The organism is Gordonia sp. N1V (assembly GCF_029269935.1).
Classification (GTDB): domain Bacteria; phylum Actinomycetota; class Actinomycetes; order Mycobacteriales; family Mycobacteriaceae; genus Gordonia; species Gordonia polyisoprenivorans.
Map to the genome: position 1 here is coordinate 1 of NZ_JARJDD010000013.1, position 24,939 is coordinate 24,939.

The 24,939-nt window shown below is 67.1% G+C and carries 19 protein-coding genes and 2 pseudogenes; 9 read left to right on the forward strand and 12 right to left on the reverse strand.

Going from position 1 to position 24,939, the window contains the following annotated elements:
* The 4 genes and pseudogenes from P3L18_RS17060 to P3L18_RS17075 all read right to left on the reverse strand — a co-directional run.
* Nucleotides 1-369 (reverse strand): annotated as a pseudogene (locus P3L18_RS17060) (hypothetical protein); the annotation flags it as partial.
* A gap of 359 nt (nucleotides 370-728) precedes the next feature.
* Nucleotides 729-1,442 (reverse strand): hypothetical protein, encoded by a 714-nt coding sequence (locus tag P3L18_RS17065; RefSeq protein ID WP_276114745.1) that lies wholly within the window; start codon nucleotides 1,440-1,442, stop codon nucleotides 729-731.
* The gene (locus tag P3L18_RS17070) at nucleotides 1,439-4,723 is read right to left on the reverse strand and encodes a toxin glutamine deamidase domain-containing protein (protein ID WP_276114746.1); all 3,285 of its coding nucleotides are present in this window, start codon (nucleotides 4,721-4,723) and stop codon (nucleotides 1,439-1,441) included. The genes P3L18_RS17065 and P3L18_RS17070 overlap by 4 nt, the downstream gene beginning before the upstream one ends.
* A gap of 24 nt (nucleotides 4,724-4,747) precedes the next feature.
* Nucleotides 4,748-5,026 carry a hypothetical protein gene (locus P3L18_RS17075; RefSeq protein ID WP_079930683.1) on the reverse strand — a complete coding sequence of 93 codons (279 nt, stop codon included), beginning with the start codon at nucleotides 5,024-5,026 and terminating at the stop codon, nucleotides 4,748-4,750.
* 108 nt (nucleotides 5,027-5,134) lie between these two features.
* Between P3L18_RS17075 and P3L18_RS17080 the strand changes: the two genes are divergently transcribed.
* The 5 genes from P3L18_RS17080 to P3L18_RS17100 all read left to right on the forward strand — a co-directional run bounded on the left by P3L18_RS17080 (nucleotide 5,135) and on the right by P3L18_RS17100 (nucleotide 11,223).
* Entirely contained in the window at nucleotides 5,135-5,554 is a 420-nt protein-coding gene (locus P3L18_RS17080) for a YbaB/EbfC family nucleoid-associated protein (protein WP_253194050.1), read from the forward strand.
* 90 nt (nucleotides 5,555-5,644) lie between these two features.
* Entirely contained in the window at nucleotides 5,645-7,303 is a 1,659-nt protein-coding gene (locus P3L18_RS17085) for an NCS1 family nucleobase:cation symporter-1 (protein WP_276114747.1), read from the forward strand.
* Nucleotides 7,304-7,349: 46 nt separating this feature from the next.
* Nucleotides 7,350-8,081: an aspartate/glutamate racemase family protein gene (locus P3L18_RS17090; protein WP_276114748.1), complete on the forward strand. Its 732-nt coding sequence runs from the start codon at nucleotides 7,350-7,352 to the stop codon at nucleotides 8,079-8,081.
* Nucleotides 8,082-8,181: 100 nt separating this feature from the next.
* Nucleotides 8,182-8,733, forward strand: coding sequence for a sigma-70 family RNA polymerase sigma factor (locus tag P3L18_RS17095; protein WP_276114749.1), 552 nt, complete (start codon nucleotides 8,182-8,184; stop codon nucleotides 8,731-8,733).
* Between the two features lie 168 nt (nucleotides 8,734-8,901).
* A complete protein-coding gene (locus P3L18_RS17100) occupies nucleotides 8,902-11,223 on the forward strand; it encodes a heavy metal translocating P-type ATPase (protein ID WP_276114750.1) in 2,322 nt (773 codons plus the stop codon).
* Nucleotides 11,224-11,674: 451 nt separating this feature from the next.
* Here the strand turns inward: P3L18_RS17100 and P3L18_RS28450 are convergent.
* Nucleotides 11,675-11,782 (reverse strand): annotated as a pseudogene (locus P3L18_RS28450) (zf-HC2 domain-containing protein); the annotation flags it as partial.
* 84 nt (nucleotides 11,783-11,866) lie between these two features.
* On the reverse strand, nucleotides 11,867-13,984 hold the full coding sequence (locus tag P3L18_RS17110) for a cytochrome c oxidase assembly protein (protein WP_276114752.1): 2,118 nt from the start codon (nucleotides 13,982-13,984) through the stop codon (nucleotides 11,867-11,869).
* Nucleotides 13,985-14,253: 269 nt separating this feature from the next.
* On the opposite strand from P3L18_RS17110, the gene P3L18_RS17115 reads away from it, so the two are divergent.
* Nucleotides 14,254-14,988, forward strand: coding sequence for a thioredoxin domain-containing protein (locus P3L18_RS17115; RefSeq protein ID WP_014361010.1), 735 nt, complete (start codon nucleotides 14,254-14,256; stop codon nucleotides 14,986-14,988).
* 27 nt (nucleotides 14,989-15,015) lie between these two features.
* Nucleotides 15,016-15,717: a vitamin K epoxide reductase family protein gene (locus P3L18_RS17120; protein WP_276114753.1), complete on the forward strand. Its 702-nt coding sequence runs from the start codon at nucleotides 15,016-15,018 to the stop codon at nucleotides 15,715-15,717.
* Nucleotides 15,718-15,830: 113 nt separating this feature from the next.
* Here the strand turns inward: P3L18_RS17120 and P3L18_RS17125 are convergent, their stop codons facing one another.
* The 6 genes from P3L18_RS17125 to mftE all read right to left on the reverse strand — a co-directional run bounded on the left by P3L18_RS17125 (nucleotide 15,831) and on the right by mftE (nucleotide 22,606).
* Entirely contained in the window at nucleotides 15,831-17,531 is a 1,701-nt protein-coding gene (locus P3L18_RS17125; protein ID WP_276114754.1) for a copper resistance protein CopC, read from the reverse strand.
* Nucleotides 17,528-18,226, reverse strand: a complete 699-nt coding sequence (locus tag P3L18_RS17130) for a YcnI family protein (protein WP_014361013.1) — start codon at nucleotides 18,224-18,226, stop codon at nucleotides 17,528-17,530. Before P3L18_RS17130 ends, P3L18_RS17125 begins: the two co-directional genes overlap by 4 nt.
* Nucleotides 18,227-18,281: 55 nt before the next feature.
* Complete coding sequence (locus P3L18_RS17135) at nucleotides 18,282-18,860, reverse strand: DUF5134 domain-containing protein (protein WP_276114755.1); 579 nt, start codon at nucleotides 18,858-18,860, stop codon at nucleotides 18,282-18,284.
* A 164-nt stretch (nucleotides 18,861-19,024) separates the two neighbouring features.
* Nucleotides 19,025-20,437, reverse strand: coding sequence for a mycofactocin system GMC family oxidoreductase MftG (mftG, locus tag P3L18_RS17140; protein WP_276114756.1), 1,413 nt, complete (start codon nucleotides 20,435-20,437; stop codon nucleotides 19,025-19,027).
* 16 nt (nucleotides 20,438-20,453) lie between these two features.
* Nucleotides 20,454-21,866 (reverse strand): mycofactocin biosynthesis glycosyltransferase MftF, encoded by a 1,413-nt coding sequence (mftF, locus tag P3L18_RS17145; protein ID WP_253194052.1) that lies wholly within the window; start codon nucleotides 21,864-21,866, stop codon nucleotides 20,454-20,456.
* Between the two features lie 26 nt (nucleotides 21,867-21,892).
* Entirely contained in the window at nucleotides 21,893-22,606 is a 714-nt protein-coding gene (gene mftE / locus P3L18_RS17150) for a mycofactocin biosynthesis peptidyl-dipeptidase MftE (protein WP_276114757.1), read from the reverse strand.
* Between the two features lie 192 nt (nucleotides 22,607-22,798).
* Between mftE and P3L18_RS17155 the strand changes: the two genes are divergently transcribed.
* Together P3L18_RS17155 and P3L18_RS17160 are read left to right on the forward strand one after the other, a co-directional pair.
* Nucleotides 22,799-23,911, forward strand: a complete 1,113-nt coding sequence (locus tag P3L18_RS17155; RefSeq protein WP_276114758.1) for a CaiB/BaiF CoA-transferase family protein — start codon at nucleotides 22,799-22,801, stop codon at nucleotides 23,909-23,911.
* Between the two features lie 209 nt (nucleotides 23,912-24,120).
* Entirely contained in the window at nucleotides 24,121-24,936 is an 816-nt protein-coding gene (locus tag P3L18_RS17160; RefSeq protein WP_079930695.1) for a mycofactocin-coupled SDR family oxidoreductase, read from the forward strand.
* Nucleotides 24,937-24,939 lie beyond the last annotated feature (3 nt).

Here is a 24,939-nt window from a genome sequence, read left to right on the forward strand (position 1 = left end):
CCCGCCAGCCTCACACTGGCCATCAAGATGTCCGGGAAACGGGGTCAACCCCACCACACCCCGCACCGGCTCCCGATCCACCACCACCATCGCATCAAACAACCACAAAGGCACCGGAAAATCGCGGCGAAAATCCTCCACAACCGTATTGAAATGCTCAAAATCTGGCATCGAAATCTGGACTGGCCGATGCCTGATTCGCTCACCACCCGCCCACGCCGCCCTCGTGCTTACGGTGTGCCCCGGCTCAAAATGGTCAATGGACATATACCGGTCCCACGGCCCCTCCGCCAAGTACCCGGTCGAATGGACCACAATATCCGCCAGCTGAGAACCCAACCGCCGCAAACCATCCTCCGGTTCAGACATCAACGCTCACCCGCTTCCGCTTCCGCAACAACTGCCACGATCTCCTTCTTGTAATAACGCCGCTTGTACCGCTGCGACGAATCATTATCGAATTCATGCTTAAGATCAACCTCTTCTAACAGAACATTCGATCTCGCCGAGTAAGCCACCCCATCAACGGCAACTCCGTCCGGCCTCTCCCCCTACCACCGGCGCATCCAACCCGATCTTTACCCCCACCCGCGCCCCATACCGAGCGATAACAGACCAATCGTTCTCGATCACACGAATCGGAGCGATAGTGACGTTCACACCCTGGGGGAAGATAGTGCACCGCATTCGAGAACGAACTCGGAGAAACACCTGCCAACGAAGCCGAGCTACCGCCGGCCCAACAACCTGGCCACCGCATCCGCCGGCAGCTCACCCGACGACACCGGAAACACCCCACCATCATCACCAACCAAAAAATACGTCCGATCCACACGAACCTCACCCGGACGATCCCGCACAAACACCCGCCACCCACCATCCACCCGAGACACCACCGCATCCTCCACCACAAACCCCAACACCGGACTCACCGCCACAAACGCCGCCACCCGATCCACCGCCGACGCACCATCAGCCACCACAATCGGCCGACCACACACCACCGACGGCTCCACCAAATCCCCAAACATCGCCACCGCCCGATCCTGCACCACATCCGCCGTCCCCATCGACGCCTCAAAATCCGCGGCCACATCACCACACAACACATGCACCACACCCCGACCCGACTCCCGATCCACCACCAACACCAACGCATCAAACAACCAGAAGGGAACCGGGTAATCCTGGCGAAGCTCTTTAACAAGCCTTAACACGCGCTTTGTATCAACCATCGACAAATCCGCGAACCGATCATCAATTACCCGTCCCTCAAAGAGGGCAATATCAGTCCAACGAGAATGGCCAGGATCGAAGTGTCCGACCCAGACGAACCTGTCCCAAGGACCATCAGAGAGTTCACCCGAACTGTCCACGACAATTTGACCTATTTGAGCACCAAGACGTTCGAGCAACATTGTTAGCGAGTCGCTTCCAGTCATATCGCATCCGCCCTTTCGATCCTGGACAAGATCTCGCGCTTATAGTACTGACGAGTATAGGTTTGCCGACTTTTATTGTCGAAGGTATCACCGAGCTTAACTCCTAGTAATGGCCGACCGGACGCAGCCGAATAGGCTCTACCGGCGACCGTTACCTCCTCCGGCCTCTCCCCCACCACCGGCGCATCCAGGTCGATCGTCACCTCCACCCGCGCCCCGTACCGGGCGAAATCAGACCACTCATTCTCCATCACCCGATACGGCGTCATATTGAAATGCCCATCCTGAGCGAACATGTTGCGCAACCCCTGCGCCAAAACAAACCGGAAACCGAACACATGCCCACCCTGATCGGTGTCGAACACCTCCTGCACACCCTGCCCCCGCGCAGCCTCCCTCTGCGCCGCCACCTCCGCACCCGGCCGATCCACCCGATCAAACACCTCACCAATCACCACCTTGCCACCCACCGGCACCTCCAAACCGTTCTCCCCGAACGCGGTGGTCAACGTCAGCTCATTGCCACCCACACCCGTCACCGTCTCGATCACCCGATTCTCCGGATACACCGGATGCGCACCCACTGGATACTCCAGTTCACGCTCGTGACGGGCCACCTCCCGGTAATCGGCATGCTCCGTTCCCAACCCGTCCGGATCCAGTTTGGGTTCAATACGAGCGGTCCACTCATCGAATATCCTCTCGCGCACCGGCGTCCCGTCAACGCCAACGCCGAGATCGCGCCGCTCGATCACGCTGACCGGCTCGCCACGCCCCGGGTCGATCCACCGTGACCGCGGGCCGGCACCGACCTCACCGACCTCGAGCGCGGCATGCAGGCCTGCCTCCCCGAACAACGGGTGAACCGCAGTACCGTCCGGGTGGAAGTAGCCCGCCACGACGATGCCGACGTTCTCTTCACCCCAATGCGGTGGCCACCCCGACCGCGCCCCGGTCACCGGGTCGACGAGGTGGACGGCCCCGCCATCGTTGACCGCAACGTATGCGTGTCCGCCCAGCCCCTCCGCATCGCCGGCCCACCGTGACGCGATGAGCGCCTGCGCACCGTCACCGAGGTCGAGCAGAGTGTCGTGGATACGCGCGTACGAGTCCGGCAGAGCCTCCGAGCCGATCGCCTCGAACAGATCGCGCGCAGCGATCCCCTCCGCGGTGGGTTCGTTGGGCAGCACGAACTCATGCCCGGTCGTCTCCGACAGGTAGTCGAGCACGTCGGCGGCACACGTCTCCGCTCCCGACTCCGGTTCGTAGGCGTCGTGGGCCGCGGTGTGGCCATCGGGCGCCACGCCACCTCCCACGAGCCCCCGGTCTGTGACGTCGGAGCCCGCCTGCGGGTTGCCGCCGTCGCCCTTCGCCGTGGCTACCGGCTCACCCGCAGAACGCGACGGCCGCCCTCCGTCGATGTCCGACGCCTGTGGCCGTCCGAGCTCCTCGGGCACCCCCGACGGCCGCGGCTCCTGTGTCCGCGGCTCCGGCGCCTTCTTTCCCGATTCCGGTTGGCGGGCAGGGTCCTTCGATACCTGAGCGGTGTCCCGGCTCGTACCGCCGGACCTCTCCGAGTCTGCGGCCGTCTCCGTCGAATGGGCACGACCCGGCGGCGCGTCGGGCGCGGGTGTCGCGGGAGGCGGTGTGCCGGCCGATCCGGCGCGGTCGTCCGGTTCGGCGCTCGTGCCACTCGGGCCACCCAACTCATCAGCGGTCGGCGTGTTCGCGGCCCGTGGGTCACTGGGGCCGGGTGCCGGTTCATCGCCGCCCACGTGCGTGGGCGTCGGCGTCGGTTGCGCACCACCGACATCGGTGACGGGCGTGCCCCGCTCCCCCTCCGGTGGCACCGCTCCGACAGCCGGTTCCGATCGGGTCACGGGCGTGACCGGAGAATCGGCGATGCGGGCCACCGGGGTGCCCGCACCCCCGCCCGACCGGGCGCCGTCCGCGCCCGACGTCAACGAAGCACTCGGACGCGGCGAAGCATCCGTTCTCGGTGCCACCCCCGCCGACCGGGCGTCACCCGCCGTCGCCGTACCACTTCCGGATGCCGACGACGCCGTCGACGCCACTGCCGGGCCCGCCGCCGATGCACCGGACGCGGCGCCCCGATCACCCGCGCCGGCATCGGATGGCGGGTGAGGGGCCGACTCGATGGCGCGCCCGCCCGAATCGGTTCCCCCCGTTGACTCCTGCACACCACAAGCCGTGCTGTCACCGGCCTCGTGATTCTCGAAACCAGTTGCCGTCGTACCCGACTCCGGTTGTGCCCCAGCGGTGTCGCCTGCGGTGTCCACCGAAGCCCCGTCCCGGTGGAGTTCGGCCATCAGATCGGGCGACAACTCGCCTTCTGCGAGACCTGAATTCGGCTGCTCACCGACGGTGTCGGGCGCGTTGGCATGAAGTTTTCGGCCGAGCGCATCGACACCACCGAACACCATCCCGGCCTGTACCGCCGACCCGAGGTCGACATGTCCGGTCGTGATCTCTTGCGCCCCAACCATTCCGGCGGTATTGGCCACCACACCCTGCGCATAGTTGCGGATCACCCCATCGACGTTCGGGGCGATCCGTCCCAGACCTGCCCCCACACCGCCGGCGAGCACACCGGTGATGGCCGCGGATTCGGCGTCGGCACCCACACGGCCCCAATCGATCCCGTGCCGTGTGCCCTGCAGGTTCTGGATTCCCTGCACGGCCAGATCCATGCCAGACGAGATCGCGGTGTTCAGGGCCGCGCCGACCACCATGTTGAACGCCATGTCGGCGATCACGCGCGCCACCTGCTCACTGACGATGCGCCCGAGCGTCTCGAGCACCAGTCGCGTGATCACCGCGCGCGTGGCGGTGATGGCCACCGCCACCTCGGCCGGCGCCGACCAGTTGAGCCATGCGGTTGCCATCAACGTGACGATCGTGGCCGCCAGCACGATCAGGTTCGCGATGTACATCTCCTTGGTGAACTGGACCTCGGTGCCCATGTTCTCCAAGCCGTCGGCCAACGACCGCACCTGCGAGACCAGCGTCTGGATCGACGCGTCCCCCGAGGTGAGCGACGAGTATTCGGTCTCCATCGCCTCACGTGTACGACCTTCGATGTTGTCGAGCGCCGTCGAGATCGCCGTGCGCGTCGACGAGAGCGACTCCGACTCCAGGCCGTCGGCCACCTCACGGAACTGCTGCGCGAGCCGGCGCAGCGCGTCCTCGTCACCGTCGGGGAACTTCTCGCCCATCTTGTCGCCGAGCCACGTCAGCCAGCCCGGCAACCCGATGGTCACCGCCGCGCCCCACGGCGCGCGCGATCACCCACCAAAACCCTGATCAGCCCGCGTGACCGACTCGGCGACCCGCGTCACCGCCTCGCCCTCGTTGTTCAGCTTGGTCGCCATGTTCGACAGGTTGGTCAGTACTTGATGCAGGTCGGGCACGAACTTCGACGAGAACGCACTGCCCAGTTTGTCCTCACCCCAGGGGGCGCCGCCCTCGTCGAGCTTGGCGGACTGCTCGGACATACTGCTCGCGGCCTCGGCGAACCGATCGGCGGCGCCGGCGAACTCCGGCCGCATCCAGAAATCGGACATTCTTCCCCCACAGTCGAATTCACGTCTCACAACTGGTTATCGAAGCTAACACACCGACGTGGCGGCGGCAGGTCGCCCGGTTCGGCCGCACCGGGCACAATGGCGGCCATGGGTTCGCCTCTCGACTTCGAATCGATCATCGACGAGATCGCCGGCAGCGTTCATCGATTCCGCAACGAGACCGCCGCGATCACCGAGCGTCTGCGCGCGCTCACCGCCGACGCGTGGTCATCCGACGAGCACGTCCGTATCTGGGTCAATGCCCGCGGCGTGGTCATCGACACCCACATCGACCTCGACGATCTGCACACCGTCACCCCCGACGAGCTGGCCGCCTCGGTCACCGAGGCCACACAGAAAGCCGCACGCGCGGTCGCGGCGAAGGCCACGGCGCTGCAGAATCAGCTCTGGGAGCACGCCACCAAGGACGGCCCCCGAATCGAGGGTCTCGAACAATTCCGCGGCATCGAACCCGAGGTGTCGCTGGCGCCACCGAATGCCGAGGAGCGCCGCCGCCGAATCACCTGACGGCCGGGGAGAATATATCCGTCGAGTAATCGTCGGGTAACAATGCGTTCGTAGGTTGTTCCTCAACCATTCGTGTGAGGAGCCAATCCCATGTCCGCAACCACCGACTCCGCTGCGGCGCAGACGCATCACAGCGCCGCGGGCGACAGTGTCATCAAGCCCGGCTATGACCCATCTCTGACCAACGAGGACCTCGCTCCGCTCAAAGAGCAGAAGTGGACCTGGTACAACATCTTCGCGTTCTGGATGTCCGATGTACACAGCGTCGGCGGATACGTGTTCGCGGGTAGCCTCTTCGCGCTCGGCATCGCCGCCTGGCAGGTCCTCGTGGCACTGCTCGTCGGCATCGTGGCGGTCAATCTGCTGTGCAATCTCGTCGCCAAGCCCTCGCAGAAAGCAGGCGTGCCCTATCCGGTGACGACGCGAATCTGCTTCGGCGTCAAGGGCGCCAACATCCCGGCGATCATCCGCGGTGTCATCGCGGTGGTCTGGTATGGCATCCAGACCTATCTCGCCTCAGTCGCCTTCGGCCTGCTGGCGTTGAAGTTCTGGCCGTCCCTGGAGCAGTACGGCGACACCGGAACGCACTCGTTCCTGGGTCTGTCGCCGTTGGGCTGGGCCGGCTTCGTCCTGATGTGGGTGCTGCAGGCGATCGTCTTCTGGAACGGCATGGACACCATCCGCAAGTTCATCGACTTCTGCGGTCCTGCAGTGTATGTCGTGATGATCGCGCTGGCGGCGTACCTCATCGTCAAGGCCGGATGGAGCAATGTCCACTTCGATCTGTCGGAAGGGTCGGGAACCACCGGCTGGGCGTCGGTGACGGCGATGATCAGTGCGTTCGCCCTTGTGGTGTCGTACTTCTCGGGCCCGATGCTCAACTTCGGCGATTTCTCCCGCTACGGCAAGACCTTCGGTGAGGTCAAGAAGGGCAACTTCTGGGGTCTGCCGGTCAACTTCTTGTTCTTCTCCCTCCTCGTGGTCTGCACGGTCTCGGCCGGCGCCACCGTGATCGGCCGGGACAGCGACGGCAAGATCGTCACCGACCCGGTCCACATCGTCGACCAGATCGACAACACCACCGCCGCCGTGTTGGGCGTGCTGACCTTCGCCATCGCCACCATCGGCATCAACATCGTCGCGAACTTCGTCTCCCCCGCCTTCGACTTCTCCAACGTCGCACCGACCAAGATCACCTGGCGGATGGGCGGAATGATCGCCGCGGTCGGTTCGGTGCTCATCACCCCGTGGAATCTGTTCAACAACGCCAGCGCGATCCACTACACGATGGATACGCTCGGCGCGGTGATCGGACCGCTGTTCGGCATCCTGATCGCCGACTTCTATCTCGTCAGAAAGCAACAGATCGTGGTCGACGACCTGTTCACCCGCAAGCCCGAAGGCGCCTACTTCTACCGCAACGGCTGGAATCCGGTCGCGGTGATCTCGGTGATCCTCGCCTCGATCCTGCCTATCTCCTTCGTCATCTGGGGCACCGCCTACGAGGCCAGCTTCACCTGGTTCATGGGCGCGGGCGCCGGGCTGGTCATCTACTACCTCGGAATGCGGTTGGCGCCCAACGAATTCGTGTACGGGCGTGCGGCGGCTCCGGGTGGCGTCACCGCGCACTCGACCAGTGACATCTCGGTGGCAGCCGACGGCACGATGAGCCTCGACGACCAGCCGACCACCGTCTCGGTCGGCGACGGCGAGGACGACGGGGGCACCGCGTCCCTGACAACAACATGACGACGCCGGTGGCAGCGGGACCGATCGACATGGTGAACTCGCTGCCATGAGGCTCGTCGTCATCAATCCCAACACCACCGCAGAGATGACCGCGGTGATCTCTGCCGCCGCCCGCTCCGTCGCACGGGCCGACGCCGAGATCGTCGCGGTCACCTCCGCAACCGGCCCCGAATCCATCGAAAGTCATTACGACGAGGCGCTCGCGGTGCCCGGCGTCCTCGATGCGATCGCCGCCCACCCCGACGCCGACGGTTACCTGCTGGCCTGCTTCGGCGACCCGGGACTCGATGCGGCCCGCGAGGTCGCCGTCGCACCGGTACTCGGAATCGCCGAGGCCGCAGTGCATCTCGCGGCCCCCCTCGGCCGCGGGTTCTCCATCGTCACCACCTTGTCGCGCACCATCGGCAGGGCACGAGATCTGGTCTCGCACTACGGTTTCAGCGATCGCTGTCTCGGTATCCACGCATGCGAGATCCCGGTGCTCGACCTCGAATCCAACCCCGACACCGAGGCCATCCTCGCCAAGGCCTGCGCGCAGGCACTCGCCGACGACGGCTCCGACGCCATCGTTTTGGGCTGTGCCGGCATGGCCGATCTGGCGGCGCGGATGTCCTCGCAGATCGGTGCGCCCGTCGTCGACGGGGTCGCCGCGGGGGTCGGCATGCTCTCGGCGATGGCGGCAATGGGGCTGCGGACCGGTACCGCGTCCGGAGAATTCGCCTCGCCACCACCCAAGCGCTACACCGGGGTGCTGCACCACTGGGGTGCTCCGGGGTGAGACATCCCGCAGCGGGCATGCCGGGCGGCGGCCGTGCACCGATGACCGATGCACGGGTGGGACGCCGGACACGGTTCGCCGACCCGATAGGGTGTGCGCCATGGATGTCTGCCCCGACGACGAGTTGACGCGAGCCGCGTTGCGCGCGGCAACCGGCGACCGGGCGGCGCTGACGGCATTCATCCGCGCCACGCAGAAGGACGTCTGGCGGTTCATCGCGCACCTCGGGCACGCGAGAACCGCCGACGACCTCACTCAGGAGACCTATCTGCGGGCGATGAAGAGCATCTCCCGCTTCCGGGCCGAGGCCAGCGCCAAGACGTGGCTGTTGTCAATCGCGCGACGGGTCTGCGCCGACGAGGTCCGGCACGACCGGTCGCGCCCGCGGGTCAGCCCAGGCGTCGACTGGGTCTCGGCCGCCGAGGCCCGCACCTCTCGTCCCCGCTGGGAGGACATGGTGGAGGTGAACCTCCTCCTCGAGGATCTGCCCGCCGAACGTCGTGAAGCGCTCGTCCTGACCCAGATCCTCGGCCTGTCCTATCAGGAGGCCGCCGAGGTCACCGGCACCCCGATCGGCACCATCCGCTCCCGCGTCGCCCGGGCCCGCGAATACTTGATCGCCGCGTCTACACCGCACCGTCGATCGGTCTGAGTCCTGACGTCGCGCCTCCATCTCGCACTGTGACGCAGAACACTCGACTCGTCGGGAACCAGACGGCGTACGTCACCGACCTATCCTGAGGACGAGTGTGCGTGAGGCTCCGACGGTCCCGAGAGGCGAGGTGACCCGGGACGCCGGAGGCGAGAGATCGAGGATGATGTGACCACCCTGCACGACGTGAATCCCCACCACGATGCGAACTCCGGTGCCGCTGCGAACCCCGGTGCCACTGCGAACTCCGGGGCCACTGGGGTCGACGATCCGGCGATCGACCAGCGGCGTCAGCTCGACGTCACCGGCATGACCTGCGGGGCATGCGCGGCTCGCGTGGAGCGCAAACTCAACAAGGTCGACGGCGTGAAGGCGTCGGTCAACTACGCGACGCGGGTGGCGACCATCGAGGCGCCGGCACAGGTGAGCACCGAGGACCTCTGCGCCGTCGTCGACAAGGCCGGCTACGGCGCGACCCCCCGCCCGCAGGTGCCCACCACGATTCCCGACACCGACGCCGCCGACGCGAAGCGCCTGTTCCGGCGACTGGCCGTCGCGGTGGTGCTGTTCGTGCCGCTCGCCGACCTGTCCATCGTGTTCGCAGTGGTGCCCTCGACGCGGTTCACCGGCTGGCAGTGGCTGCTCATCGCGATGGCCGCACCGATCGTCACCTGGTGTGCCTGGCCCTTCTACCGGATCGCGGCGAAGAATCTGCGCACCGGGGCGGCGACCATGGAAACGCTGGTCACCCTGGGTGTGCTGGCCGCGACCGGCTGGTCGTTGTACTCCATGTTCACCACCGACCCCAACGCCACCACCCACGGTGTGTGGGATGCCATCTGGAGCAGCGACTCGATCTACCTCGAGGTCGCCACCGGTGTGACCGTCCTCGTCCTGGCCGGCCGGTACTTCGAGGCGCGTGCCCGCTCACGAGCCGGTGGCGCACTGCGGGCGCTCGCGGCGATCGGCGCGAAGGACGTCGCGGTACTCCTGTCCGACGGCCGCGAGATGCGCATCCCCGCCGAAGAACTCTCCGAAGAGCAACGCTTCGTCGTGCGGCCCGGCGAGACCGTCGGCACCGACGGCCTGGTGATCGAGGGCAGCGCGGCCATCGACATGAGTGCGATGACCGGTGAATCCCGGCCGGTCGAGGTCACCCCCGGCGAGGCCGTCATAGGCGGCACGACCGTCCTCAACGGTCGGCTCATCGTCGAGGCCGCCGCGGTGGGCGCCGACACCGCCTTCGCCGGGATGATGCGGCTGGTCGAGGAGGCCCAGTCCGGCAAGGCCCGGGCCCAGCGCCTCGCCGACCGGATCGCCGGGGTGTTCGTCCCGATCGTCGTGGCCCTGTCCCTGGTGACCCTGGCCGTCTGGCTCGGTCTCGGTCAGCCTGCCGACCGCGCGGTGTCGGCGGCCCTGGCCGTGCTGATCATCGCCTGCCCGTGCGCACTGGGATTGGCCACACCGATCGCGGTGATGGTGGCCACCGGACGCGGTGCACAGCTCGGCATCTTCCTCAAGGGCCACCAGACCCTCGACACCTCGCGTCTGATCGACACCGTCGTCTTCGACAAGACCGGCACCGTCACCGAGGGCACACTGTCGGTCGAATCGATCCATCCTGCACCGGGATTCGACGCCGAGGAGGTCCTCGCACGAGCCGCGGCGGTCGAGGCGGCCTCCGAACACGCCGTCGGCGCCGCGATCGCCGCCGCGGTGACCGAAGAACACCGCGCCGAGGTCACCGACTTCACCACCGAACCCGGACGTGGCGTCAGCGGCGTCGTCGACGGCCACCGGGTCCGCGTCGGCTCGCCCCGATGGGCCTCGCATGCGCTGGTGGTGCCCGCCGAGCTGGCCCGCGCCCGACGCGACGCCGAAGCACAGGGCAAGACCGTGGTCTACGTCGTCGTCGACGATGTGCCCGCCGCGGCCATCGCTGTCGGCGACACCATCAAGACGTCGGCGACCACGGCGATCGCCGCGCTCAAGGCCGCCGGCTTGCGCACGATCCTGCTGACCGGTGACAACGAGGGCGCCGCCCGTGCGGTCGCCGAGGCGGTGGGCGTCGACGACGTCATCGCCGAGGTACTGCCCGATGAGAAGGTCGAGACCCTGCGCGCGCTGCAGGACGAGGGGCATTCGGTCGCGATGGTCGGCGACGGCATCAACGACGGCCCGGCACTCGCGACCGCCGACCTCGGGCTCGCGATCGGCCGCGGCACCGACGTCGCGATCGGCGCCGCCGACGTCATCCTGGTCCGTGACGACCTCCGGGCCGTACCGGCCGCGCTCAGCCTCGCCGGGGCCACCCAACGCACCATCCGCACCAACCTGGTGTGGGCGTTCGGCTACAACGTCGCCGCGATCCCGATCGCGGCGCTCGGCGTCCTCAACCCGCTGATCGCCGGTGCCGCGATGGCACTGTCGTCGCTGTTCGTCGTCACCAACAGCCTGCGGCTGCAACACTTCGGCGAATCCCGACGCTGAGCGGCTTCAGCTCCCACGGACGCTGACGGGCGGCACCCGCTGTTCTTCCGTCAGCGTTTCGTTCTTCCCCGGGAAATCTCCCGCGGACGAACGGATTACTTCGGGAAGAACACGGCGCGCCGATGGGGGCCAGCCCACGTCACCGCCGGGCGCGCACCGTCAACCCGACGGTCACCAGCATCGCGGCGACGAACAAGCAGATCGTCACCACCGACCCGTGGGTCACCACCATCGACACGGCCAACGCACCGGACGCGAAGGCCGCACCACCGGCCATCAACCACCATGTGCGCAAAGAACTCTCGCTCCCCCGCACCGGCGGCGCAGCGGTGTCTGCGCGCGCCGCGATCATCATCTCGACGAGATCGGGGCCCTCGTTACCACGCACCACCCGCAGCGGCTCACCGATCTCGGGAATCGTGAAACGCTGCAACGCCTGATACCACTGCGCGCAGTCGGCGCATCCGGCCACGTGTTCGTCCACACGCGCCGACGGAACGGTCTCCCGTTCTCCGTCGACACGCGCCGACAGCGCCTCCCGCGCGACCTCGCACCGCATGAATCCATTGTCCCGTCACGGTCAAGTCAGGCTCCGGCCCGACACATTCACCGGCTCCGCCTCAGCCACAGCACCGGCTCCGCCTCAGCGACGTGTCCGGGCCAGCTCCTCGAGCATCTTGTTGTAATCGTCGAGCTCGGAGTCCTCGTAGGTTTCGGCATGCCGATCGGCCCGGCGTGCCTCCCGTCGATCCGACTTGGCCCACTGCGTCACGATCGCGATGACGACGAGCACCACCGGGACCTCGCTGGCGCCCCACGCGATCGCCCCGCCGAGCCACTGGTCGTGCAGCAGATCGGTGACCCAGGGCAGACCGAGCTGGCTGTAGAACTCGCCACCGGTCACCGACGACATCGTCATCAGCGCGATACCGAAGAACGCGTGAAAAGGCATGACCGCGAACAGCAATCCGATGCGCGCCAGGTACGGGATGCGCCGGGGTCCGGGGTCGATGCCGATGATGACCCAGTAGAAGAGGTAGCCGACGATGATGAAGTGGATCGTCAGCAGCACGTGACCCCAGTGGTAGCGGACAAACGTGCCGAAGATGGCGGTGAAGTACACCACGTACAGCGACAACACGAACAACAGCAACGCGACCGCCGGATTCGACAGCACTCTGGTCACCTTGGAGTGCAGCACCCAGAGCAGCCATTCGCGCGGCCCGGGTGGGCGCGAACCGGCCGTCGGCAGAGCGCGCAGGGCCAGGGTCGCCGGCGCACCGAGCACCAGCAGCACCGGCGCGAACATGTTGAGCGCCATGTGTTCTGCCATGTGCACGCTGAACATCGCCGAACCGTAGGCGCGCACCCCCGACCCGGTCACGACGACGAGGACCAGACAGCCCAGCATCCACGAGAGGGTGCGACCCCACGGCCACTCGTCACCCCGGCGACGCAGCCGCAACACCCCGATCCCGTACAGCACGGCCGCGGCAATGGCCGCGGTGCCGACGAGGAAGTCGAATCGCCAGAAGGTGGCCAGCCGCCACGTGGTCGGCGGTCCCGGCAACTCGTAGCCGAGGAACACGTCCCACGCGGTGAACGGGTGCGCGAGCAGTCCGGGCGCCACCCGGGTGTCCATGATCGCCCAGCACACGTACACCGCCGCCATCACCGCGACGGCCGCCATCTCGATCCGCCACAGCCGTGTCGCGCCCGGCGCCGACCGCAGCGCGACGACGCTCGACGCGGTGGCCGCGATCAACCCCACCACCATCACCACCGAGGTCACCCCGAAGGTCGTGGTGAACAGGTAGCGCACCGGCACCAGGAACGCGATCAGGATCACCCCGGAGATCAGCGCCAGCACATCGGCAACGCCGACGATCCAGGTGTGCCGGCGTTCGAGGATCACGCGGTCGGCCTCGGGCATCACGGTCGGGGCGGCCACGTACGCGACGCGGTATCCGATGGAGACGGCCATGGCCAGCACCAGGACGATCACCAGGCTGGTGCCGTAATCGTGGTTGGGTCCCTGCGCACCGTTGCCGGCCATCGGCAACGCGGCGACGGCGATTCCGGTGGGGATCAGCAGAACCGCGTACGCAATCCAGGACAGGAAGAATCGGACGGCGATCGCAACGACGGTGGCGAAGATCGCGACCACCAGCCAGGCCACCGCCTCCTCGCTGATACCGATCGCCTCGAACAGGGTTCCCGACGACACGAGCTTGCCGAGCGGGAGACCGTACCCGTCGGATGCTGCGACGCCGACCATCAGCCAGGCCACCATCGCCCACACCGCCGTTGCGCGCGAGACGAAAAGGTGCGCGCGATAGACGGTGGCGTCGATGATGCCGTCGGAATCCGGTCGCGACCCGGCGACCACGAACGCCAATGCTCCCAAACACAGCGCGGCAAGGGTGGCGCCGACGAAGTATCCGGCCACATCGAGTACCGCGGTGGTCAGACCCGGGTACGGGTCGCCGCGCTCGATGTGGCGGGTCGGACCCGACACCAGCGCGTAGAGGACCACGACCAGCAATCCGGCGGCGAGTACCGCGCCCACCCAGCGCACCGCGGCGACGTTCGATCGTCGTGCCGTCCCCACAGACGCAGCACCGGCGGCCACCGGATTGTCGGTGGGAACAGCGGTCCCGGCGGGCGGGGTTCCGGCAGACGCCGTGTCGACGGTCGCGGCAGCGTCGGTCGAGGTTGGCGGCACGCCGGGATCGGCGTGGGCATCGTCAGGGGCGGTCACAACAATGTCTCCTAGCAACGCCGCTGCGAGACGGCATCGTCGTCAGTCTACGACGGGGCGTAGGCGAACCGACCACGCCGCCGAGGCCCACATCGGCGTCACGTGACGAGAACCACCCGGGACCAACGTCCCACCAGCCCCTACCGCTCAGATGCTCCTCAGATTCCTGCCAGTACCCTGAACACCGGCATGGCGGTCCTCCGGTCCTGCGCAGACCGACCGGAGCCCGACACCGACGCCGGAGAACCCGTGGACCAGGGAGACAAAAAGTGGCAGACAAACGCCGGAAGCCGATCGTCGATCCGCGAGCCGCCGAACGGCGCCGTTCGCTCTTCATGAAGATCGGGGCGGGTGTTGCGATCGTCGTCATCGCCGTCATCGTCGCCGTCGCGGTGATCCTCACCAACAAGTCCTCCACGGGTGACGCGACCGCGCCGTCGGTCGCGACCAACAGCTCGTTCCGCGTCACCACCGCGCCCAAGGGCACCACCCCGCCGGTGACCGTGCAGATCTACGAGGACTTCCAGTGCCCGGTCTGCAAGCAGTTCGAGCAGGTCTACAGCGACGCGCTGACGCAGGTGCGCAGCAATCCCAAGGTCGCCATCGATTATCAGCCGGTGGCCATCCTCGACCGGATGTCGAGCACCAATTACTCCACCCGCGCAGCCAATGCGTCGGCGTGTGTGGCCGAGGCGACCAAGGGCGCCGACAACTTCGCCATCTGGCTCAAGTTCCACAACATCCTGTACGCGAATCAGCCCGAGGAGAACGGGTCCGGTCTGACCGACGATCAGCTCGCTGATTTCGCCAACCAAGCGGGCGCACCCAACGTCAAGGAGTGCATCTCCGACGGCCAGTTCAAGAACTGGGTCGGTCAGGAGACCACGGCCTCCCAGGTCCAAGGAACGCCAACGGTGAAGATCAACGGTCAGGATTTCAACATCCAGCTGGGGCCCGATGCCTTCCTCGCCCAGATCAATCAGGCCGCCGGCACCGCACAGTAAATCCACCCCGAGACGAAGCGACCAGCAATGAGCAGCACCACCTCTCCTTCCGGCACCACCCCGGACCCTGAGGCACCGGCGGTCGAACCGCCCGACGACGAGCTGATCGCCGCCGACGTGATCACCGATGACGTGATCACCGATGACCGGCCGTGGTGGCTTCAGCGCCCCGACGTGTCCACCGCGACCGGCATCGTGATCCTGATTCTCGGTGTCCTCGGGTTCATCTCGGCGGCGACGCTGACGATCGAGCGCATCGAACTGCTCATCAACCCGGAGTACGTGCCGAGTTGCAGCATCAATCCGGTGCTGTCCTGTGGCTCGGTGATGGTGACCGAGCAGGCTCGTGTCTTCGGGTTCCCCAATCCGCTGATCGGTATCGCCGCCTTCTCGGTGATCATCGTGACCGGCGTGCTCACCACCGCCCGCGTCTGGCTGCCGCGGTGGTATTGGGCGGGTCAAACACTCGGGCTCGCCCTGGGTTTCGTCTTCGTCAACTGGCTCGCCTTCCAGAGCATCTACCGGATCAACGCGCTGTGCCCTTACTGCATGGTGGTGTGGACGCTGACGCCGATCCTGCTGATCCTCAGCGCCGGAAGGCTTTTCGGTGACTCACCACGCGCCCGCGACCTTCGCGGCTGGCTGTGGGTGCTGTTGCCGCTGTGGTACGCGATCATCATCGTCGCGATCGGTGTGCACTTCTGGGATTACTGGTCGACGCTGATCTGACTTCCCACTTCCCCCGTGCTCGGCGAGGTCGGGTTCCACTGCCGGAACGCGCACCCCCGCGCGGTGACCTCACCATGCGGGGCCCATCGCAAGGGCACCAACAGACCGGGCGATCACCAGACCACAAACCCGACGGTGGTGACCCGCGCATCGGTGTCGCTGAACTGCACGGTCAGCGTCAACGTCCACGCACCGGCGACGGGAACCGACGCCGCAACGCTGTGCCAGCGGGCCGACCCGGGCGAGCCGGTGTCCGTTGTGTCCGATTGGGCCGGAACGAATCTCAGCGCCAACGACGGAATCCCCGCCGACTCCGAGGACAACGTGGCGCGCAGCGACCGGGCCCGGATCGGCGTCCCGTGACCGTCATCGAGGGTCACGTCCACCACGGTGGGGCCGCGGCGCGTGGTCGATACCGACACCTGTGCCGAGCCGTCGTCGAGAGGGGCCGCCACCTGCACCGGCGGACCGTAGGTAGTGCGCGCGGGCGGTTCGGTGACCAAGACGGAGGTGACGACGAGGACGGCGATGCCGCATGCCATCTCGAGCGGCATCGAACGCCGAAGACGGCTGAGGCCGAGGCGACGACGCGCGTATGCCGCCAGGCCGAGCATCGCCAGTACGAGAGCCGACTTGACGAGCAGCACGACACCGTAGGTGGTGTCCCACAGCGCTTGCACCGGCCAGATCTGCCGCCACGCCTGGAATTCCCCGGAGAGCACCAGGACGACCACCATGGTGAACGCCCACCTCGACCAGCGGTGCAACACGGCAGGTGTCAGCAGCTCAGGTGCCGACGGTTCAGGTGCCGCCGGTTCGGATGCCACTGATTTGGATGCCACTGTGGCCGGAAAGCGGGAGCGGTTGCCGGACAACAGGATCAGCACCATCGAGAGCAGTCCGCCGAGCCAGAGCGTCATCGCCACCACGTGCAGGATGGTGACCGGCATGGCCAGCCATACCAGATCCCCCACCGACGCATGGCCGTCTGCGGCGACGGTGACGGCGACACCCAGCCCGCAGGCCCCGATCAGCGCTGCGCTCAACGCTTCTGGGACTCGCCGGCGTGGGGTCGCGAACAGCACCAGCCCGAGCACCACGACCAGGGCGGATCTGATGAGCACCGCCCTCGTATCGCCACCGTCGAGACCGGAGGAGAGTACGGATCCCGAGAGCGCCTGGCCCACACCGACATCTGCCTTTTCTGCAGCCCGGACGAGTACCGTACCCGCACAGGCCAGCACCGCCAGAACCCAACTCGGCGCCACCGTCCACCGGAATCGTTTCAGCGCCAACGTTCCCGGATACAGCATCAGCGACACCACCGCGAGACCCACACTGCCCACCAGGCCCGCGTAGAGCAGCGCCTGCGATGCGCGATCGAGTGCGGTGACCGAGGCGGCGACCGGCGGTGCCGCCGGTGCGGGCGCCCCGGGATCGGCCCGCACGCCGAACACGATGGACCCGGTGACCACGTGGGTGTCGGCGGAGATGACTCGCCAGGTGGCCGAATAGCTTCCGGCCGGCAGATCGGGGCGCACCGGGATGACCAGGGTGTTGCCGGCCGCGGTCAGGTGCGGCGTGCCGGTGTCGACGCGATCACCCTGTGCCGAGATGACACGCGCGGGATCGGCTCCCACGCTGATGTTCTCGTCGAAGGTCAGCGCCACCTGTGACGGCGAATTGGCGACTCGCGAGTCGTCGGCGGGCACGCTGGAGACCAAGGTGGCATGTGCGCCGGCCAGCCCGGGAGTGGCCATCACCAACGCACACACCACCCCGGCGAACACCAGGAGTGCGCTGCGCCACCTCAATTCGATGAACGCCCCTTGCGAATCAGCGCGAGGTTGGCCACCCCGACCAGCAGGGCGGTGATCGCGATGACCAATCCGGCGATACCCGGCCACGACGGTGACGAACTCGAGTCGTCCGACATCGACTGATCGCTCGTGTGTCCACCGGATGCGGCGGCGAGGGAGAGCACGGGCGCCGGATGCTCGGGCTCGGCCTGACCGGAGACCGCCTTCTCGTTCCAGTCCACGACGGTGCCGTCACTGTAGGTCTGCTGGGCGGGCAACGAGAGCGTCGCCTTGTCGGGTAGCGGTCCCGCCGACACGCTGAATGTGTCGAAGCTCCCCGGCGCGATGGCGGCCTGCGGGGTCTGCGCCTTCCAGATCACCTGGGAGACATACTGAGTGATCTCGTTGCCGTCGTCGTCCTTCTGCGGCGTGGGCAGGCTCCTCTTGACCACCTGCACCGTCCATCCCGGCTTGGGTTGCGTCGACACCGAGATGATCGGGGTGTCGTCCGGGAAGGTCACCGCCAGTTCGGTGGTCGATGCGGTGTCGGATTCGGTGGGCACCCGGAAGGTCAACACGCCGTATCCGCCCTCGGTGGCGTCGATTCCCGACACCTTCACGTGCGCCGACGCCGTCGCGGAGAGGCCGATCATCAGCGCCACCACGGTTCCCGCCACGGCGAGCACCAACGCCGCTCGTCTTCTCACCATCGATATCCTCGTTCCCTCGTGATTTCACTATTCCGGTGACGATTGCACCGGGGTCTCACATCAGGACGGCGAATGCCACGCCCATCCCGGTTGCCATCAGCACCTCACCCCACGGGCGCGCGGGTCCACGGATCAACGCGTAAAACCACCACAGTGCGGCGGCGAAATAGGCGGCCGCACAGACCGCGGCGATCACCGTCACACCGGTCGGCTGCGCCCAGCCCGCGGTACCCGGCACGCCCATACCGCTCATCGAGCCCATACCGGGCATCGAACCCTGGGCCGAGTTCGCCTCCGCCGAGCCGGAACTCACCGTCGCCGGTACCGACATCAGCACCGACATCACCACCATCGACGCCATCATGGCCGCGTCGTAGGAACCCACCAGCAGGTGACGTCGCGTCGCATCGGCGTCGACGACCACGCGATGGGCAAAGAACAGGGCGCCACCGCTTAACACGAGTACCGACACGATCGGTGCCGCCTGCGCGCTCCACGGCCAGACCATGGCGATCATCGCGACGGCCATCAGGACGTGCAGAATTCCGGCAAATCGGGTCAGTGGGGTCGGCGAGTGCCACGCACGCATGAGGTAGATCACCGCGCACAGCGTGAACACGCCGGTGATCGCCACGGTAGCGGCCAGTTCGCCACCCGCCTCTCGTCCGTCAGATGTAGTCGAGCCGCAAGAGTGGTCGGATGCCGGTGCACAAAGGTTCCCGGGATCGACGAGCTACTTTCCCGGAATGTGTTCGGGTGCGCAGAGTGTGTTCGGGGCGCAGGGCGTGGTCGGTGCGGTCAGTACCCCGCCGCGAGCGCCGCACCGATCCGGCGCGCGGTCATCATGATCGTGGCGTGCGGTCCGCTGCGGCCCGGACTCGGCAGGATCGAGCCGTCCACCACCCGTAGGCCCCGGACGCCGACCACCCCACCCAGCCAGTCGGTGCGGACGCCCATCGGCAGGCTGCCGAAGGCGTGCTGCGAACTGCGGATCACCGGATCGACCGAGATCGAATCGGGCACCACCACGTCGTCGAACTCGGCGGACGCCAACATGTCCACCACGTCCGACGCCGTGGCCCACAACGGGGCCGCCACCGACTCGTCGAGGTTGCCGAACCGTACGCGTACCGAGCCTCCCGACGCCGACGTGAGCCGCGCCGGGCCCGCCTGGAGCATCCCGCAGACCCCCACGGCCTGCGAGCCGCCGGCCGACCCGGTCACATACCGCTCGAAATCATCGGAGTAGCAACGGATCTCGATACCATCGTCGGTGTGCACCACGGTCGGCAGTAGCGGCCGCAGGTCGTCGGGCGAACGCCTACGGTATCCGACGAGCACCTCACGGTGTTCGCCGGCGACGAGTACGCCGGAGGGCCCGATCACCTCCGGGATCGAGCGCAGCAGGATTCCTGCGGTACCGAGTGTTCCGGCGCACAGGATCACCTCGTCGCAGGCGATGTCGGTGCCCACCGACCCCGTGCCCAACGAACCCGTGACCCGCAGGCCCGTTGCCCGGCGTCCCGCCATCAGGATCTCGTGTACCCGAATGCCGGTTCTCACAACGAGATTCGGACGTGCGAGAGCCGGGCGGAGAAATGCCTCCGCCGAGGTCGTGCGCAGTCGGTGGGCGCTGTTGCCCAGCACTGCGTTGTTGTCCAGCAGTTCGTTGTTGCCCAGCACTCGGTTGAGACCGATGATGGGCCACCGGTCGGTGACGTCGCGGACCGGTACCCGCGTCGACCAGAATCGCTCGAAGGCGCGGGCGGCCGGCCCGAGATCGTCCTCGCCGAACGGATGCACCGACATCGGGCCGTCGGTCTCGTCGAGTTCGCGGTAGGCCCTTTCGACGTCGTCGACGCCCCAGCCGGTGGGCCACCCGGCGAAATCGTCGCGATGCCACCGCAAGAAGTATCCACCGTTGATCGCCGAGGACCCGCCGAGCCCGCGCCCGCGGACCACGGTCTGGCCGGGCGGCGCGTCGTGGACGGTCACGAACCCCGACGACGCGCTGATCGGCAGTGTTCGGAGATCGCGAACCGCGGCGTCGGGCCAGCCGCTCCCCTGCTCGAGCAGGAGTACCGATCGGGTGCCGTCGCGGCTCAATGTGTCGGCCAGCACCGACCCGGCGCTGCCGGCGCCGACGATGACGACGTCTGCGCGTCGGGGAAGCTCACCCGCCACCGACGTCTCGTCCACCGGCGTCCCCATCACCTTGGTTCGGCGGTCAGCGCGTGACGACGGGCCGAAGCGCGCCGAGATCGCGTTGACGCACAACACCTTCCCACAGTCCCGCGCCGTAGGCGAGGTCGTCGAGACGACGGCAGATCAGATAGGCGACGGGGCCGATCGCGGGCCCGCGCGTGGTGTCGGCGAGGACGGCGCGCACCCATTCGATGAGGCCCTCGGCGATGGCCACCTCGATGACGAGTATCCGAAATCGCTTGGAGATCAACGCCAACAGGACTGCGACCGGCCAATAATGTCGACAGATCGCACCGGCCGCCTGCAATAGTCCGTATCCGGCCGCGCGGCCGGTCATCTGCGCGGCGGCCACCGGCGCGTCCGGCAGGTCGCCGAGTCGCGCCCGCAATCGATGGGCCACGCGGGCCAGCACGAGGAAGGCCAGGACGAGTCCGAACTTGGTTCGTGACAACAAGGCCGCCACCGCCAGCGCCATCGACGCCGTCATCACCATCGGCGCGGCGAGCGTGCCGTGCCGTTGAGCCAGGAACGCCGCCCCGGTGCCGTAGTAGCGGCGACGGGACAACACCTGCCGCAGGTTGGTGCGGTGGTCGTGGGCCACCCGGGCCACCGGGTCGTAGCGCATCCGCCAGCCCGCCTCGTGCAGTCGCCAGCACAGGTCGACGTCCTCGGCCACCCGGAGATTCTCGTCGAATCCGCAAAAAGCACTGCGCCGCACGATCATTGCCGCACTGGGCACATATGGTACGGGCGTACCGGGGACAACGGCGGCTTCGGTGGGCCCCATGTCGAGTGAGGAGTGACCGTTCTCGTAGCGTTCGGCCATCGACTGGCGTTCACCGCGTCGGGCCGACAAGCCGACGATCCGGGGAGCGGCCAGCGCCACCAGCGGATCGGAAAAGTGCGCCAGCAGCATCACCAGCCAGTCCGGCTCGGGAACGACGTCAGAGTCGAGGAAGGCCACGAAGTCCGTCGTGGCCGCCGCAGCGCCGGCGTTGCGGGCTGCTGCCGGGCCGCGGTTGGACTCGAATCGGATGACCTGCACCAGCGGCGCCTGCGCGACGAGGGGGACGGCCGAGCCGTCGTCGACCACGATGACCCGGGTACCGGCCACCGCGTCGAGGAGCCGGTCGACGCCGGATTGGTTGTCGCGCACCGGGATCACCACGGTGACGTCGTCGGGCTTGGGCCCCGACATGGGCCGCGGATGAGCGATGCCAGTCTCGAGCAGCGTCCGCGAGAGCGTGCGCGTCGCGGTGTTGCACACCTCGATGCGGCCGTCGGCGGAGGTGAGACCGAGCGCGGTGTCGCTGAGTCGGAGCATGCGCGTCGGTGACCCGCCGACGAGGTAGCGCAGATCGCCGCGACGTGCGCACCGCAGATCGATCTGGATCTGGAAACCGTCGGGCAATCCGGAATCGCTCGGGGCGGGCATCTTCTGCGCGACCCATTCGGTCGTCGTCACCGCAGTCTCCCCCCGTCGTCGACGGCCCACTCGCCGAGCGCCCGCGTCAGATCGTCGACGACACGCGTGAGGAGCTGCGCACCGTGCTCGGCGCTCGCCGTTCGCGGATCGCCCAGTATCCCGTTCTCGCTGACCGCGGCGACACCACCGGCACGCATCGGCCCCATCAACGCGCCGATCGGCTCACGGTTACCCGCCTCGATCCGGTCGTTCCGCACCAACTCCGGCGAAAGATGAAGCAGCACTGAGGTTTCGGTGTGTCCGGCGTGAGCGTCGGCGTCGGCGAACGCGCACGGATACCAGGCCACGTCGCGCGCCTCATAGCGCAATCTGGCGACCGCCGCGGCGAGCGTGGGGACGTTGCCGCCGTGTCCGTTGACGAAGACGATCCGCCGCGCCCAGCGACACGCACTGCGACCGAATTCGACGAGGAGGTCCGTCAGCGCCTGCTGCCCGAGCGAGATCGTCCCGGCGAAACCCTCGTGCTCACCGCTGGCTCCGTAAGCGATTTCCGGTGCGACCGCAACCGGGGCATCCGCGGTCAATTCCGAGCGTGCGGCGGTGGCCACCGCGACGGCGATGCGGGTGTCGGTGTCGAGCGGGAGATGCGGCCCGTGCTGTTCGACGGAACCGATCGGAACGAGAAGGGTCAGTTCGGCGGGCGTCACTTGCGGCCATGCATATTGCCCCAACCTCGCCGTTCGCACCATTCGGCCAAGTCTAATGGGCGCAGCGCCTCGGGGTAACCGGTCGTCAGCAATTGCAGGACCGAGATCCCCTGTTCGGACCCGCTTGGACGAGCGCTCGATCGGTTGTGGAATCCTGGATCGCAGCATGTGTCGCAGAACACGGTCGGCACCAGTCGGCACAACAAGGTCGACGCCATTCGAGGGAGGACGTCCATGACAGCAGATTCGACACCCACCAGCGGTAAGAGCGGACCGCTGAATCGATTGCGCGTGATCGAGTTCGCGGGTATCGGTCCGGGCCCGCACGCAGCGATGATGCTCGCCGACCTCGGCGCCGACGTGATCCGGGTGCAGCGTCCCGGCACACTTCCGGCCGAGGGCCGCAATGCTGACGCGCTGCTGCGCGGGCGTCGCGTCGTCGAGGCCAATCTCAAGGACCCGGCCGACCGCGACACCATCCTCGGGTTGATCGCGAAGGCCGACGTGATTCTCGAGGGATTCCGGCCCGGCGTGATGGAACGACTCGGCTTCGGGCCCGATGATCTCGCCGAGGTCAACCCCGGCCTGGTCTACGGCCGCATGACCGGCTGGGGCCAGGAAGGGCCGCGCGCCGAGCTCGCCGGCCACGACATCAACTACATCTCGCTGACCGGCCTGCTCCATGCCATCGGCCGTCACGGCGAGCGTCCGGTGCCCCCGCTCAATCTCGCCGGCGACTTCGGCGGCGGCTCGATGTTCCTTGTCATGGGCGTGCTCTCGGCACTCTTCGAACGACAGTTCTCCGGTCGCGGCCAGGTGATCGACGCCGCGATGGTCGACGGCGCTTCCGTTCTGGGACAGATGATGTGGGCCTTCCGCGGCACCGGGCTGTGGTCGGACGAGCGCGGGGTGAACATGCTCGACACCGGCGCCCCGTACTACGAGGTGTACGAGACCTCCGACGGCAAGTACATGGCCGTCGGAGCGATCGAGCCGCAGTTCTACGCCGCACTCCTCAACGGGCTCGGACTCGCCGATGCCGACCTGCCGGAGCAAAACGACATCGCGAAATGGCCGGAGCTCAAGAAGGTCTTCACCGAGACCTTCGCCTCGCGCACCCGCGACGAGTGGGCCAAGGTCTTCGACGGCACCGACGCCTGCACCTCACCGGTACTGAGCTTCGCCGAGGCCCCCACCGACCCGCACATGTCGGCCCGCGCCAACCTCCTCGAGATCGACGGCGTCATGCAGGCACAAGTGGCACCGCGCTTCTCGCGCACCTCGCCGGAGACGCCGAGCGGACCGGCCCGCCAGGCCACCGATCCGTCGACCATCTGGACCGACTGACCGGGTCGCACCTCCTCCGTCCGACGTGGGGCGCCGACGATGTCGTCGGCGCCCCGCGTCGTCGCGACAGCGCCCATCTCAACGCCGACAGCGCCCTCCAGTTCACCGACAGCGCCTTCGGTCGTGCCGACGGCGCCCGTCCCAACGCCGACAGCGCTTTCTCCCGGTAGCCCACCTCGCCGAAATAGAACGTGTTACAGTTTTTCCTCATGGGACAGTTCGACGGCAAGGTCGTCTACATCACCGGCATCGCCCGTGGCCAGGGGCGTAATCACGCGCTCCGCTTCGCCCGTGAGGGTGCGTCGATCATCGGACTCGACATCGCCGGCGAGGTCGCCGACCACATCACCTACCCGGCGTCGACGCCGGACGATCTCGACGAGACGATTCGCCTCGTCGAGGAAGCCGGCGGCAAAATCCTTGCACGTCAGGGGGATACACGAGATCTGGCGTTCCAGGAGGAGCTCGTCGCCGACGGCGTGCGGCAATTCGGCCGCCTCGATCATGTGATCGCCAACGCGGGCATCCTCTCGTGGGGACTCACCTGGGAGCTCTCCGAACACGAATTCACCGACGTCCTGGACGTCAATGTGGTCGGCACCTGGAAGACGTTGCGCGCCACCATTCCCACACTCCTGGAGACCGACGCAGAGAACCGCTCGATCGTCATCATCTCCTCGGTCGCCGGGCTCAAGGCGATGCCCGTCCAGGCGGCGTACTCGGCGTCGAAGTACGCACTCACCGGACTGGCACAGACAACCGCCAAAGAACTCGCCCCGCGCCGCATCCGCGTCAACTCGATCCACCCCTACGCCGTCAACACGCCGATGGGCATCGCCGACACCTCGGCCATGAAGATCTTCGAGATGGGCGAGTACACACGGTATTTCATCTCGATGATGGATCACTTCCCGGTCGCCTCGCTCGACGACATCTCCGACGCCGTGCTCTATCTGACCTCACCGCAGGCGCGCGCGGTCACCGGCTCGCAGTTCCAGATCGACATGGGAAACTCCAAGGTCTGAGCG